Genomic DNA, 13,211 nt, shown 5'->3' with positions numbered 1-13,211 from the left:
TGCCGCCCGTCAGCCGCCGGGGCGCCCGTCGTCGCTGTCGTCCGGCTCGGGCAAGCTGGCGGCACCCGTGTCGACAAGCTCGCGCACGACACTGGTTGCGTAGCTGCCGGAAGGCAGGATGAAGGTCACGGTCAGCCCGCGATCGTTGTCGAACTGCCATTCAAGGTCGATGGGGCGAACGCGCAGCGGGCGCATCGCAGAGCGGACCTCCGCCCGCTCGAGGCCCTGCATCAAGGCCCAACCTTCGGCCAAAGCCCGGTCCTCGGCGGCCAGGGCCTGCGCACTGGTCAGGCGTTCGCCGATCCCCCACAGCGTTCCGGCGGGATGGATCTCGCGACGCTCGATGCGTTCGACGATATCGGGGCTGGCCGCATCGCCCCGGAACAAGCTGTGTCCGCTGGAGAACATGAACACGTCGCCCGGGATTGCACGATTCCAGCTGCCGGCGGCGACGCGTTCGGCCAGGATGCGGTTGAACAGGTAAGCGCGTGCCGCGGACAGATAAAGGCTGCGCCGATGCCGTGCCACGCGGCGGAGATCGTTGTCCTCGAACATCCGCAGGGCAGCGCCGACATTGGCGCCGTTGTGTCCGAAGCGCTGTGGGCCGAAGTAGTTCGGAACCCCGTCCGCAGCAACCTGGGACAGCCGCTCGGCCAACACTGCGGTATCCGCGCTCAGGTCGCGCACGGTGATGTGGAAACGGTTGCCGCTGATCGCCCCGCGCCGCAGTTTTCGCTGATTCCGCGTGACCTCGAGGATGCGAACGGTCGGAGTCTCGAAGGCGTGCCAATCGGGTTCGGGGCGCCCGGGAAGGCTGACGCAGAACCACTGCGACGTCCGGCCATGCCGGTCCTTGAGGCCGGCATAGGTGACGGCCGAGGCGGGCACTGCGGCAAAGCGTGCCAGTTGGCGCGCGATGTAGTCGGTGTTCTCCCCGAGCTTTTCTATTCTCAGTAGCACATGTTCGCCGGCCCCGTTCGGCGTGAAGCTCAGTATCTCGTCGACGCAGAAATCCTCGGGGCTAGCCTTGAGTGTCCCCGTGTGCGGCGGCTGACCGTGCGCGTAGGGGAGGGGCGTCGCGGCCCCGGCGTACCTAAGGGGTGCTTCCGCCGGTTCCAGGGAAGGGTCCCGGTCCGGGCTCATGCCTGATCGAGCAGTGCGACGGCCTGTGCCGCGATACCCTCGCCGCGGCCTTCGAAGCCCAGTCCCTCGGTGGTGGTGGCTTTGACGTTGACCCGCTCCGGCGGGATGCCGAGATCCTCAGCGACGCGTTGACGCATGGTCTCGATGTGCGGGGCCAGCTTGGGCGCCTGCGCGATCACGGTCACGTCGACGTTGACGATGGTGAAACCCAATTGTGTCAGCTTGCCGACGACGTCGCGCAGCAACAGGCGGCTGTCGATCCCCTTGAAGGCGACATCGGAATCGGGAAAATGGCGGCCGATATCCCCCAGGCCGGCGGCGCCCAGCAGGGCGTCGCACAGGGCATGCAGGGCAACGTCCCCGTCGGAGTGTGCCGCCAGGCTGCGCGGGTAATCGATGGCGACGCCGGCCAGGACGAGCTGTCCGCCGTCCTGGAAACGATGGGCGTCATAGCCCTGGCCTATTCGCAGCATTGTGCCTCCAAGTAGAACGCGGCCAGTGGAAGGTCCTCGGGGCGCGTGATTTTGATGTTGTCGGGGCGTCCCTCGACCACCAGCGGAAAACTGCCCTGCAGTTCGAGCGCGCTGGCTTCGTCGGTGACGGTGAGCCCTTGCCTAGCCGCGGCGTCCAACGCTTCCCGCAGTGCGCCCAGTCGGAACATCTGCGGGGTCAGCGCACGCCAGACCCGGTTGCGGTCCAGTGTTTCGGTAATGGTGCGGTCCTGCACGCTCTTCAGTGTGTCGCTGCTCGGCAGAGCCAGGATGCCGCCGGTCGGGTGATGGCGAACGGCATCGATCAACCGGTCGACGTCACCGACCGTGATGCAGAGTCGGGCAGCGTCGTGCACCAGGACCCAGTCGTCCGGCGCTGCCTCCCGCGACAGGAACGTCAGGGCGGCCAGCACGGAGTCGGCGCGTTCGCGGCCTCCGTCGCAGGTGCGAACCCTGGGGTCCGAGGCGCAATCGAGTTCGGCCCAGAAAGGATCTTCGCTGCCGAGGGCGACCACGAGCCCCTGGAGCCTGGGAACGGCCAGAAGCCGCTCGACGGTGTGTTGCAGGACGGGTTTGCCCCGTACCTTGAGATACTGTTTGGGAGTGTCTGCTCCCATGCGCCGGCCTACGCCGGCGGCGGGGACGATGCCCCAGAACCTGGACGCCTCGCTCATGCGGCCCACCTCGGGTCAGCGAGGTGCCACGGGACGACGCCGCGGTTTGGGCGGAGTCGCTGGGGATACTTCAGTGGCGGGCGGTTTTTCCTCGGGGCGGTCCTCGACCATCTGCACGAACACTTCGCCCTGCTTGATCATCCCGAGATTCTGCCGTGCGCTTTCCTCAATCGCTTCCGTTCCTTGCTTCAGGTCGGTGACCTCGGCGTCGAGCGCGGCGTTGCGCTGTTGGCGTCGCTCCCCCTCGCGCTGCAATTCGACGATTCGGTCCTTCATTCGGCGCAGTTCGAGGACGTTCCCGTCCCCGAACCACAGCCGGTATTGAAGCAGGCCGATCAGCACCAGCAAAAGAAGGATGATCCGCTGCACGGAGCTTCGGGCCTTTGCGCCGGGATTCTTTGATTACTTCAGACGCTTGAACGCCGAATGACCTGCGTAACGCGCGCGGCTACCCAGCTCTTCTTCGATCTTCAGCAGGCGGTTGTACTTCGCGATGCGGTCCGATCGGCTCAGGGAACCGGTCTTGATCTGGCCCGTGCCGGCCGCGACGGCGAGGTCGGCGATCGTCGTGTCCTCGGTTTCGCCGGAGCGATGCGAAGCAACGGAGGTGTAGCCGGCGGCATGGGCCATCGCGATCGCATCGAGGGTTTCGGTCAGCGTGCCGATCTGGTTGACCTTGATGAGGATGGAGTTCGCGATGCTCTTCTCGATGCCTTCCTTGAGGATCTTCGGATTGGTCACGAACAGGTCGTCGCCGACGAGCTGGATCCGGTTGCCGAGGCTCTTGGTCATCACGCCCCAGCCATGCCAGTCATTCTCGGCCATGCCGTCCTCGATCGTGATGATCGGGTAGCGGTTGACCCAGTCTTCCATGTAGGCGGAGAACTCTTCCGACGTGAATTTCTTGCCTTCGGATTCCAGCAGGTAGTGGCCGTCCTTGTAGAACTCCGAGCTGGCGACGTCGAGGCCCAGGAAGATGTCTTCACCGGCCTTGTAACCGGCCTTTTCGATGGCGGTCAGGATCACGCTGATCGCGGCTTCGTTCGACGGCAGGTTCGGCGCGAAGCCACCCTCGTCGCCGACCGAAGTTACCATGCCCTGATCGGACAACACCTTCTTGAGCGCATGGAACACTTCGGCGCCGTAACGCAGGGCCTCGCGGAAGCTCGGGGCGCCCACCGGCAGGATCATGAACTCCTGCATGTCGACGCTGTTGTCGGCATGCGCGCCGCCGTTGATGATGTTCATCATCGGAACCGGGAGGATGAAGTCGCCGCCCGTGTGCAGCGAGGCGTACAGCGGCTTCTTGTTCTCGATGGCGGCCGCGTGGGCATTCGCCAGCGATACCGCGAGCAGCGCATTGGCGCCGAGACGGCCTTTGTTGTCGGTGCCGTCGAGGCCGATCATCTTGGCGTCGAGTGCCTTCTGGTCATCGGCATTCATGCCCAGCACGGCCGAACGGATTTCGGTGCGGACGTTTTCGACCGCCTTCAGCACGCCCTTGCCGAGGTAGCGGGCCTTGTCGCCATCGCGCAATTCGATGGCTTCGCGCGTACCGGTCGAGGCGCCGGAGGGCACCATCGCGCTGCCGACGACGCCCGATTCGAGCACGACCTCGGCCTGAACGGTCGGATTGCCTCGGGAATCGAGGACTTCGCGGGCCAGAACTTCGACGATTTTGCTCATTGAGTCACCAGTCTTGACGGGTTGTGGGAAAAAGATCGGGTATGACCGCGAGCGATGGCGCCGCGGGGCATGCGAGCAGCCCCGGCCGAACGCCGCCGCGGGCGGGTCATAAATGGGGTCTGGACTTGACCAGACGGTCGAGTTCCAGGAGGACCTCCAGCAGCTCCTCCATGCGGTGCAGCGGCCAGGAGTTCGGCCCGTCGCTGAGGGCTTCTTCCGGCCTCGGATGGGTTTCCATGAACAGGCCGCTGATGCCGACGGCCACGGCTGCCTTGGCCAGCGTCGGCACGAATTCGCGTTGTCCGCCCGACACATTGCCCTGACCACCCGGCAGTTGTACCGAGTGCGTGGCATCGAACACGACCGGGCAGCCGGTCTCGCGCATGATCACGAGCGAGCGCATGTCGGAGACCAGGTTGTTGTAGCCGAACGAGACGCCGCGTTCGCACACCATGATATGCGGATTGCCGGTCGCTTTCGCCTTGTCGGAGACGTTCTTCATGTCCCAGGGGGCGAGAAACTGACCCTTCTTGACGTTGACAGGCTTGCCGAGGGCGGCGACGCTCTGGATGAAATTGGTCTGGCGGCACAGAAACGCCGGGGTCTGCAGGATGTCGACGACGCTGGCGACTTCGCCCAGCGGAGTGTCTTCATGCACGTCGGTCAGCACCGGCACCACGAAGGTCTCGCGCACGCTTTCCAGGATTTCCAGGCCGGCTTCGAGCCCCAGACCGCGAAAGCTGGTCAACGAGGACCGGTTGGCCTTGTCGAAGGACGCCTTGAAAACGTAGGGGATGCCGAGCTTGCCGGTGATCTCCTGCATTCGGCCTGCGACGTCGTGGCACAGGTCCCGACTTTCGACCACGCAGGGGCCGGCGATCAGGAACAGGGGCCGGTCAAGGCCAATTTCGAATCCGCACAGCTTCATGAGGGTTGACCTGTCTGGGAAAGGAACGCTTCGACCGCGGGTGTCCGCTGCTCCGCCTGGTCCGCCGCAGCGCGCACGAAGCCCGAGAACAGCGGGTGGCCGCCACGCGGCGTCGAAGTGAATTCCGGATGAAATTGGCAGGCGAGAAACCACGGGTGCTCGGGAATCTCGATGAACTCAGCGAGCCGACCGTCGAGCGATTTGCCGCAGATCGTCAGGCCGGCTGCCTCCAGCGTCTTCAGATAGTGGTTGTTCAACTCGTAGCGGTGGCGATGCCGTTCCGTGATGACGTCCTTGCCATAGAGCTTGTGCGCCAGACTACCGGGGCTCAGGCGGCACTTCTGGCCGCCGAGACGCATCGATCCGCCGAGGTCCGACTCCGGGCCGCGATGTTCGATCGCGCCAGAGTCGTCCTGCCATTCGGTGATCAGCGCAATCACCGGGTGGGGTGTCTTGGGCAGGAACTCGGTGCTGTGCGCGCCTTCGAGCCCGGCGACATTGCGGGCATACTCGATCACGGCGACCTGCATGCCGAGGCAAATGCCGAGATAGGGGATACGGTTTTCCCGGGCGTATTTCACGGTCGCGATCTTGCCCTCGATGCCGCGTTCGCCGAACCCGCCGGGCACGAGAATCGCGTCGACACCCTCCAGGGCTCCGGTGCCGTGGTCCTCGATCTGTTCGGAATCGATGCAGCGGATCGTGACTTTCGTTTTGGTGTGAATCCCGGCGTGCACCAGCGCTTCCGTCAGCGACTTGTAGGCGTCGGAATGATTGACGTATTTGCCGACCATGGCGATGGTCGCGCGGCGCAGCGGGTGTTCCAGCGCAAACACGACCCGCTCCCACTCGTACAGATCGGCGGGCGGCGCATCGAGCCGGAGCTTCCGCACGACGATGTCGTCGAAGCCCTGGGCATGGAACAGCAAGGGAATGCGATAGATCGTGTCGGCATCGATCGCCGAGATGACGGCGTCTTCAGTCACATTGGTAAAGAGCGCGATCTTGCGCCGCTCGCTCTTGGGGATCGGGCGTTCGGACCGGCAGATCAGGATGTCCGGCTGGATACCGATGGAGCGCAATTCCTTGACCGAATGCTGCGTGGGTTTGGTCTTTACCTCGCCGGCGGTGGCGATATACGGCACCAGCGTCAGATGCACGAACAAGGACCGGTCCTCGCCGAGTTCGATCCTCATCTGACGGATTGCCTCCAGAAAGGGAAGGGACTCGATGTCGCCGACGGTCCCGCCGATCTCGATCAGCGCAACGTCATAGTCTTCGGCACTGAGGCGGATGCCGCGCTTGATCTCGTCGGTGATATGGGGGATGACCTGCACGGTGGCGCCGAGGTATTCGCCCCTGCGCTCGCGGCGGATCACGTTCTCGTAGATCTGGCCGGTGGTGAAGTTGTTGCGCTTCCCCATCGTCGTGCGCAGGAAGCGCTCGTAGTGGCCGAGGTCCAGATCCGTCTCCGCACCGTCTTCGGTAACGAACACCTCGCCATGCTGGAATGGGCTCATCGTGCCCGGGTCGACGTTGATGTAAGGGTCGAGCTTGGTCAGCGTGACCTTCAGACCGCGCGCTTCGAGAATGGCCGCGAGCGACGAGGCTGCAATGCCCTTGCCGAGCGACGAAACCACACCGCCGGTGATGAAAATGAACTTGGTCATGGAATCTAAGGCTTGGTCGTGCGGGGGCATGGGGGTCTGGAGGGCATCGTATGCCGCGCGCTTTCGGGCTCTTCGTGCTGCTAAGCCGCGAATTTTACTCGAAAGCTGGCGCCACGTCACGGCGGTTGCGACATCACCGGCTATGCAATTGCCGTAGTCAGCCGAGTCGGTTCGCAGCGTGCGTCCGCAGTGATGGCCTGCCGGACGCCGGTGTTTCCCTCGTCTGGTGCGCACGCCTTCGGGTGGTGCGTGCCCGTGCCTTGGTGCTCGCGCCGCGCCCGATTCAGGGAATCGATGCACCGGCTTTGGGAGGGTGCAGGAAGGCGACTTCGCCGGCTCAGTTGCGATGGGCAGGAAAGCTATCCCGATGCCGGGCGATCCCACCGGATGCGGATGCTTTCCGTCGCCTGTTTCCCGGCAAACGTTTCGTTGACCCAGCGGTCTGCCACCGCCGCCAATGCCGCGTCGATGTAGATGAGCGGGATCCGGTTTCTCTCCCAATAGGGAACGCCGGCCTCATTGAGTAGCTTCTTGAGTTCGCGCGAGCCGCCGCGGCCAGGCAGGCGCAGACTTTCGCCGCCTCGTCGGTAGCGGACGGTAATGCGGCCTTGATGCCACTGGGCAGGATCCAGCCCCGGCCCCAGCCATCGCTCCGCGAGCAGTCGGCCGTTGTTCGGCGGCAGAAGCAAGGGATTCCGGCCATCCCACTCGGTTTCCCATGACGGGTCGAGGTTGGGCGTCGCCTGGCAGAGGTGAAGCTGTCCCCGGAATCGCCGGACTTCCACATCGCTCCAGGCCACGACGGGCTGCCGGTCGGGACCTGCTCCGCAGACCTCGGTCCTGATACGTTCCAGAATCACTGCCGAGGGTAGCGTGCAGCCTCTCGCACTCAACCAGTAGCGCAGAACCAGTCGTTGCCGCGCAGGTGCAAGCTCCGCGAGGCGCGCGATGACGAGTGCGCCGTGGGTCTCGTCGGTGATGCGATACAGGAGTTCGGCAGCAAGCTCATCCAGCAAATCCTTCGTCTCGGCGCAATGCGCCGCGCTCCGCGCCAGCGCCTGGTCGGCGCCCGGCCAGCGCGCGCGCAGCATGGGCATGATTTCCCGGCGCAGATAGTTGCGGGCAAACCGAATATCGCTGTTGCTCGGATCCTCGACCCAGCACAGCTGGTGTTCCTCGGCGTAGGCGGTCAGCTCGGCCCGACCGATCGGAAGCAGCGGCCGAGCCAGAAATCCGGGTCCGAATGCCGCTCGCTCGGGCATCGCGGCCAAGCCGGCAACGCCGGCGCCGCGCAGCAATTGCAGCAGCAGTGTCTCGGCCTGATCGTCCCGGTGCTGGGCGGTCAGCAGCGTGTCGCCGGTCCCGAGCAAGCCGCGGAGCGAGGTATAGCGCGCGTGGCGTGCCGCGGCCTCGGGACTTTCCCCGCGCAACGGTCGCGCGTCCACGTGGCAAATCGTGAGCGGGATGTCCAGTCTGCGGCAGGCCTCCGCGCAGGATGCGGCCCAGTCATCCGCATGGTGCTGGAGGCCATGATGAACATGCGCCGCGGTCAACGGCAGATCGGGGTGCGTGCTTCTTAGCGCATGGCAGAGATGCAGGAGCACGGTCGAGTCCAGGCCGCCGCTGAGCGCCACCCAATACCGCGGGCTGGCTGGGTGACGATTCAGAAAGGCGGCCAGCGAGGCGGAGGAGACGGGGTTCCGCACCGCGGGTCGCGCTTTAGTTCGCCCCTTCCTCGTACACGCCGTAGCGCATGAGTCGGTCGTAGCGTTGGTCCATCAGGCAGTCGATCGATTCGCGTTCGACATCATACAAGTGCCGTAACAGGGCATCGCGCAACAGTGTCGCCATCTGCGGCGGGTTGCGATGGGCGCCGCCGAGGGGCTCGGGAATGAGTTCGTCGATCAGGCCGAGCTCAAGCAGACGGGGAGCGGTAATGCCCATGGCTTCGGCCGCCAGTTCCGCCTTATCGGCGCTCTTCCACAGAATGGATGCGCAACCCTCGGGAGAAATTACGGAATAGGTACTGTATTGCAGCATCAACAGACGATCGCCTACGCCGATCGCGAGTGCGCCGCCCGAGCCGCCCTCACCGATCACCGTACAAATGATCGGGACGCGGAGTCGCGACATCTCGAACAGGTTGCGCGCGATGGCCTCGCTTTGGCCCCGTTCCTCGGCGCCGATCCCAGGGTAGGCTCCCGGCGTGTCGATGAAGCAAAAGATCGGCAGATGGAAGCGCTCGGCCAGGCGCATCAGTCGCAGTGCCTTGCGGTAGCCCTCCGGACGCGGCATGCCGAAGTTACGAATGATTTTCTCCTTGGTATCGCGGCCCTTTTGATGGCCGAGGATCAACACCGGTCGGTCGTCGATGCGTGCCACGCCGCCGACAATCGCCGGGTCGTCGGCAAAGCTGCGGTCGCCGTGCAGTTCCTCGAAATCGTCGAACAGCATCTCGACGTAGTCCAGCGTGAACGGCCGCAACGGGTGCCGGGACAGGCGCGAGATCTGCCAGGCGGTTAGCGACGTGAACACGGATTCCGTGAGCTTGCGGCTCTTCTCTTCGAGCCGTGCGATTTCCTCGGAAATATTGATCTCGTTGTCGAAACCAACGCGCTTCAATTCCTCGATCTTGGCGACGAGTTCGGCGATTGGCTGCTCGAAATCCAGGAAGTTCAGGTCCATGCCGTTTTATTCTTGACGTAGCGGGAAGGTGGCGAAAAACGCGCTATGTTAACACCTCGCGCAGGAAGCTCTGCAGGCTTAGCCAGGACCGCGCGTCAGCCGTTGCGTCGTACACCGTGCCAAAGCCCGGGTCGTTGGCCGCCGGGTTCGTGAAGGCATGGGTGGTGCGCCCGTACATGTGGATCTGCCAGTCGGCGCCGGCAGCGGTCAATTCCTGCGCCAGTGCCGTGACCTGCTCCGGCGGAACCATCGGGTCGTCGTAGCCGTGCAGCGCAAGCACCTTGGCGCGAATCGGCTGGTTCGGAACGCCGGCCGGTGGCACGAACAACCCATGAAAACTGATGACGCCGCGGAGTTCGGCGCCGCTCCGCGCGAGATCAAGCACGCACAGGCCGCCGAAACAGAACCCCATCGCCGCCACGCGATCCGGATCGACCTGCGGCAGGGCCTTTACGACCTCGAGCGCCTGCTGCATGCGTCCCTGCAGTAGCGCCCGGTCGGCCATGAAGGGTTGCATCAGTTGCGCGTTCTGCTCCGGGCCGGTACCTAGTACGCCTTTGCCGTACATGTCCAATGCGAACGCGGCATAGCCGAGTTCCGCGAGCCGGCGCGCTTTGCCGCAGACGAAGTCGTCCCGGCCACCCCAGGCGTGGGCAATCAGCACGGCCGGCAGCGGGCCGGGCAGGCTCTCGTCGTAGGCGAGAAAGCCTTCGAGTGGCTGCGGGCCATGGCGATAGTCGATGGTGCGGGTCACGTGCGGCATGGGGTCTGCTCTCCTGGAGGGGGCTCATTCATCATGGGGCATTTTCGATGATGAGCCGTGATGCTCTCAAGCGTCACATTGGTTCTGGCGCGATCTTTACCTGACGCGGTCCTGGCGCCCACCTCTGGAGGGTCTGGGTGAGTCCTGACATAATCCGCTGCGAGTACAACCGCAAGCCCGCCGCGTCAGAACGGCGTCGCATAAGCCAAGGGAACCGAGCACCGTGAGTGAACGCCTGGAAAAGGCTTTGGCCCTGATCGATGAAGCGAACCGCGAAGATCCTAATCGGGATCCGGTCAGCCCCGATTTGCCGAAAGCACTCGTTTACGGGTGGCGCATGAGCGAATGGCTGGCCCGGATTTGCGATCAGCCCTCCGAAGCCCTCGCACTGGCCGCGCGCGGTCAGCACATCCGGCGTTGGCAGGTGCCGCGCGACCGCTATGCGGCCGATCGGGCGGGTTACCTTGCCTGGCGAACCTACCTCTATGGGTTTCATGCCGAACAACTGGCTGGGATCCTGCGCCGCGTGGATTACGACCCCGAGACGATTGAACGTGCCACCGGCATCGTCGCCAAGCGGCGCCTGAAGCGGGATCCCGAGACGCAGGCCCTGGAGGACGCCGCCTGCCTCGTGTTCCTCAATTACGAGTTCGCTGACTTCGCCGATAGCCACGACGCGGAGAAGCTCGTGGCCATCGTGCGCAAGACCTGGGGCAAGATGTCGGAGCGCGCTCACACCGCGGCGCTGGCTCTCGAGCTGCCGGAACGCTTGGCCGGGTTGGTAGCGGCGGCGCTCGCGCCCGTCGACGCCGACGGCGTCAGTGGCTAGGCAGGCGGCTCAGGTGCGGGGATCCTCCTTAATGATGACAAACCGTTTTGGCGCACATGACTGACGGGCCATTTTCAGCCGGTCGTAAGGAATGGCTTGCGACACTGTTGCCCTGGCTGTTGCTGCTCGCGGGCACGGTTGCGAGCTTTCTGCTGCCCGGGGTCGTGGCGGAGGTCGGTATGCTCGTGGCGCTGATCGGCTTCGTCATCGTGCTGATCCGGCTGCATCGCGCGGGTGACGCATGAGTTCCCGGGATCAATCGAGGAAGAGGACCTTCGCGTCAATCTTCCGCTGAACTAGCCGAACGCGTCGCGCGCAAAGTGGCGTTGCCAGGCTCGCGCGCTGCTGGCTTCCAGCCGGCGGTCGGCGTCCATCGGCGTTTCGCCGGTGGCAGTCGCGGTCAGGCCACGTTCGCTTTCCGAGTAGCGATAGACGCCCGTGACGGAGATCGCGTAATCGGGTGCCAGGAAGCTGTAGCAATGATTGATCAGTGTCGGGATCCCGGCGTCGCGCCCGTTTGCTGCGTCGGCGATCGCTGCGGCTGCAACCTTGGCTTGCGTGTTCGCGGCAAAGGCCGACTTCGGCATGGGGGGGGCCGAGCACGCATCTCCGATGACGTGAATGCACGGATCCCGGCTCGACAGGAAGCGTCGCGCGTCGATGGGGCACCAGCCGGACTCATCCGTAAGTCCGCACCGCTCCGCGAGCGCGCCCGCCTTTTGCGGAGGAATCACGTTAAGCACGTCGGCAACGTGCCGTCCGAAGTCGAGATGAACGGTGCGCCGGTCCACGTCGATGCGGTCAATTGCCCCTTCTGCCGACATCGGCACCCACTCGATCATGCCCGGGTAAAGGTCTTCCCATCCCTTGAGAAATAAAGCCTGCTTCGAGAATTGGGTTTTCGGATCGATAATCAGAATCTTGGCGCGCGGGTTGCGTTGTTTCAGATAGTAGGCGGCGAGGCTGGCGCGTTCATAGGGCCCCGGCGGGCAGCGATAGGGATTGGGCGGGGCGACGATGACCAGCACGCCGCCGCGCCGCATGGCGGCCAACTGCGCCCGCAACTGCAGCGTCTGGGGGCCTGCTTGCCAGGCATGAGGGATCCTTTTGGAGGCGGCCTCGTCGTAGCCAGCCCAGGTGTCCCAGCGGAAGGCGACGCCCGGCGACAGAACCACACGGTCATAGGGCAGACGGCTGCCGGCGGCGAGGATGACCTGACGCCGTGATCGATCCAAATCCTTCACCTCATCGCGAACGATGCGGACGCCGGAGTTTCGTCTGAGGTTTTCGTAGCGGCGTTCGAGCCAGTCGGCCGGGCGGAGCCCGACGATCACTTCATTCGACCCCGGACACGAAACGTACCGCTGTGTCCTTTCGACCAGCGTGACATCCAGGTCGGGTTTGATCAGTTTCAAGTAGCGGGCGGCGGTGGCTCCTCCGTATCCGCCCCCGATTACGACCACCCTGAAGGTCGCGCCGCCGGGCTTTGCCGCTGCTGACGACCCCGGGCTGAGTGCGGTCGCGCCGAGTGCCGCGGCGTGAAGCAGGAATCCTCGGCGGTCCATCCCGCTCATTTCGCGCGCGTGCCGGAGTTCGCCACGACGCGGGCCATGTCCCGGATCTCTTCTTCCGTAAAGCCGGCCGCGATCCGGTTCATGACCGAGCCCCGTCGCTGCCCGCTTCGGAACGCTTCCATCGTAGCCAGGAAGCGGGATTCGGGCATGGTCAGCGCCGCCGGGCCGTCGCCGGATTCCCCGGCGAGCAGATGGCAGGCCAGGCAAGCACGCACCGAGATCTCGGCCCGTGGCAGTTCCTTTTCGGCGGCGGCGCTCAGCGTGGTGGTTACCAGCAATGGGATGACTTGGCGCAGCGAGCGTTCCATGGTCGTGAGTCGACGTATAGCGGGCCGTTCGCCCGCTTCATGACCCGTTCCCGTCGGAACCTGCGGCGGGCGCCAGGAAAATGCACGTTTTGGGACAAGGCCCGGTGGGCGAGAGCGAACCACACGGGGCGCAAGGATAGCGTTGGCGGGGCGCTGCGGGAAGCCGCGGAAGGCTAGTTATTGGCGCCCTGTGCACAAGCCTGTAGTGCTCACGACCGGACGTTGTGCCAACGCGCGCCTGGGTAGCGACCGTGTCGCGGATTCACCGGCCGCCGGCCGCGCCGCGTTGCCGGGAACTTCCGCAGGCCTTTCTAGGTCTGGAAACCTGTGTGCAGTCAACGGTTTCTGTGAGTTCAAAAGGGGAGTGCGACTTTTTGTCGCAGTTTTTCTTGACACCCACGGGGGTGCTGACTAGACTGCGCTCCACCCGAAGGATCGGGGGGCCTTGGGCTTGGCGCGA

14 protein-coding genes are annotated in these 13,211 nt (G+C 64.6%); 2 read left to right on the top strand and 12 right to left on the bottom strand.

What is annotated here, in order from left to right:
- Positions 1–9: 9 nt before the first annotated feature.
- The 10 genes from truD to ACW73L_RS02815 all read right to left on the bottom strand — a co-directional run bounded on the left by truD (position 10) and on the right by ACW73L_RS02815 (position 10,040).
- Positions 10–1,143: a tRNA pseudouridine(13) synthase TruD gene (truD, locus tag ACW73L_RS02860; RefSeq protein WP_498919860.1), complete on the bottom strand. Its 1,134-nt coding sequence runs from the start codon at positions 1,141–1,143 to the stop codon at positions 10–12.
- Positions 1,140–1,616, bottom strand: coding sequence for a 2-C-methyl-D-erythritol 2,4-cyclodiphosphate synthase (ispF, locus tag ACW73L_RS02855; RefSeq protein WP_498919859.1), 477 nt, complete (start codon positions 1,614–1,616; stop codon positions 1,140–1,142). The genes truD and ispF overlap by 4 nt, the downstream gene beginning before the upstream one ends.
- Positions 1,604–2,308, bottom strand: a complete 705-nt coding sequence (ispD, locus tag ACW73L_RS02850; protein ID WP_498919857.1) for a 2-C-methyl-D-erythritol 4-phosphate cytidylyltransferase — start codon at positions 2,306–2,308, stop codon at positions 1,604–1,606. The genes ispF and ispD overlap by 13 nt, the downstream gene beginning before the upstream one ends.
- Positions 2,309–2,323: 15 nt before the next feature.
- Entirely contained in the window at positions 2,324–2,677 is a 354-nt protein-coding gene (ftsB, locus tag ACW73L_RS02845) for a cell division protein FtsB (RefSeq protein ID WP_201276177.1), read from the bottom strand.
- A 33-nt stretch (positions 2,678–2,710) separates the two neighbouring features.
- Entirely contained in the window at positions 2,711–3,994 is a 1,284-nt protein-coding gene (gene eno / locus ACW73L_RS02840) for a phosphopyruvate hydratase (RefSeq protein ID WP_129884748.1), read from the bottom strand.
- Positions 3,995–4,100: 106 nt separating this feature from the next.
- The gene (gene kdsA / locus ACW73L_RS02835; protein ID WP_129884747.1) at positions 4,101–4,922 is read right to left on the bottom strand and encodes a 3-deoxy-8-phosphooctulonate synthase; all 822 of its coding nucleotides are present in this window, start codon (positions 4,920–4,922) and stop codon (positions 4,101–4,103) included.
- The gene (pyrG, locus tag ACW73L_RS02830) at positions 4,919–6,592 is read right to left on the bottom strand and encodes a CTP synthase (RefSeq protein ID WP_498919854.1); all 1,674 of its coding nucleotides are present in this window, start codon (positions 6,590–6,592) and stop codon (positions 4,919–4,921) included. The genes kdsA and pyrG overlap by 4 nt, the downstream gene beginning before the upstream one ends.
- Before the next feature lie 359 nt (positions 6,593–6,951).
- Positions 6,952–8,298, bottom strand: coding sequence for a tRNA lysidine(34) synthetase TilS (gene tilS, locus ACW73L_RS02825; RefSeq protein WP_498919853.1), 1,347 nt, complete (start codon positions 8,296–8,298; stop codon positions 6,952–6,954).
- Positions 8,299–8,311: 13 nt separating this feature from the next.
- Complete coding sequence (gene accA / locus ACW73L_RS02820) at positions 8,312–9,277, bottom strand: acetyl-CoA carboxylase carboxyl transferase subunit alpha (protein WP_498919852.1); 966 nt, start codon at positions 9,275–9,277, stop codon at positions 8,312–8,314.
- 43 nt (positions 9,278–9,320) lie between these two features.
- Positions 9,321–10,040, bottom strand: a complete 720-nt coding sequence (locus ACW73L_RS02815; protein ID WP_129884744.1) for a dienelactone hydrolase family protein — start codon at positions 10,038–10,040, stop codon at positions 9,321–9,323.
- 223 nt (positions 10,041–10,263) lie between these two features.
- Here ACW73L_RS02815 and ACW73L_RS02810 point away from each other — a divergent pair, with 223 nt between their 5' ends.
- Both ACW73L_RS02810 and ACW73L_RS02805 read left to right on the top strand, forming a co-directional pair.
- Entirely contained in the window at positions 10,264–10,869 is a 606-nt protein-coding gene (locus ACW73L_RS02810; protein WP_498919851.1) for a DUF4202 domain-containing protein, read from the top strand.
- Positions 10,870–10,925: 56 nt separating this feature from the next.
- Complete coding sequence (locus tag ACW73L_RS02805) at positions 10,926–11,114, top strand: hypothetical protein (RefSeq protein WP_129884742.1); 189 nt, start codon at positions 10,926–10,928, stop codon at positions 11,112–11,114.
- Positions 11,115–11,165: 51 nt separating this feature from the next.
- Here ACW73L_RS02805 and ACW73L_RS02800 read toward each other — a convergent pair whose 3' ends face one another.
- Both ACW73L_RS02800 and ACW73L_RS02795 read right to left on the bottom strand, forming a co-directional pair.
- Positions 11,166–12,434 (bottom strand): FCSD flavin-binding domain-containing protein, encoded by a 1,269-nt coding sequence (locus tag ACW73L_RS02800; RefSeq protein ID WP_498919849.1) that lies wholly within the window; start codon positions 12,432–12,434, stop codon positions 11,166–11,168.
- A gap of 5 nt (positions 12,435–12,439) precedes the next feature.
- Positions 12,440–12,751, bottom strand: a complete 312-nt coding sequence (locus ACW73L_RS02795; RefSeq protein WP_498919847.1) for a c-type cytochrome — start codon at positions 12,749–12,751, stop codon at positions 12,440–12,442.
- Between the last annotated feature and the right edge of the window lie 460 nt (positions 12,752–13,211).

This window comes from Methylolobus aquaticus (assembly GCF_054172105.1).
The sequence above is the reverse complement of the archived record's forward strand: the minus strand, read 5'-3'. Positions and strand labels throughout refer to the sequence as shown.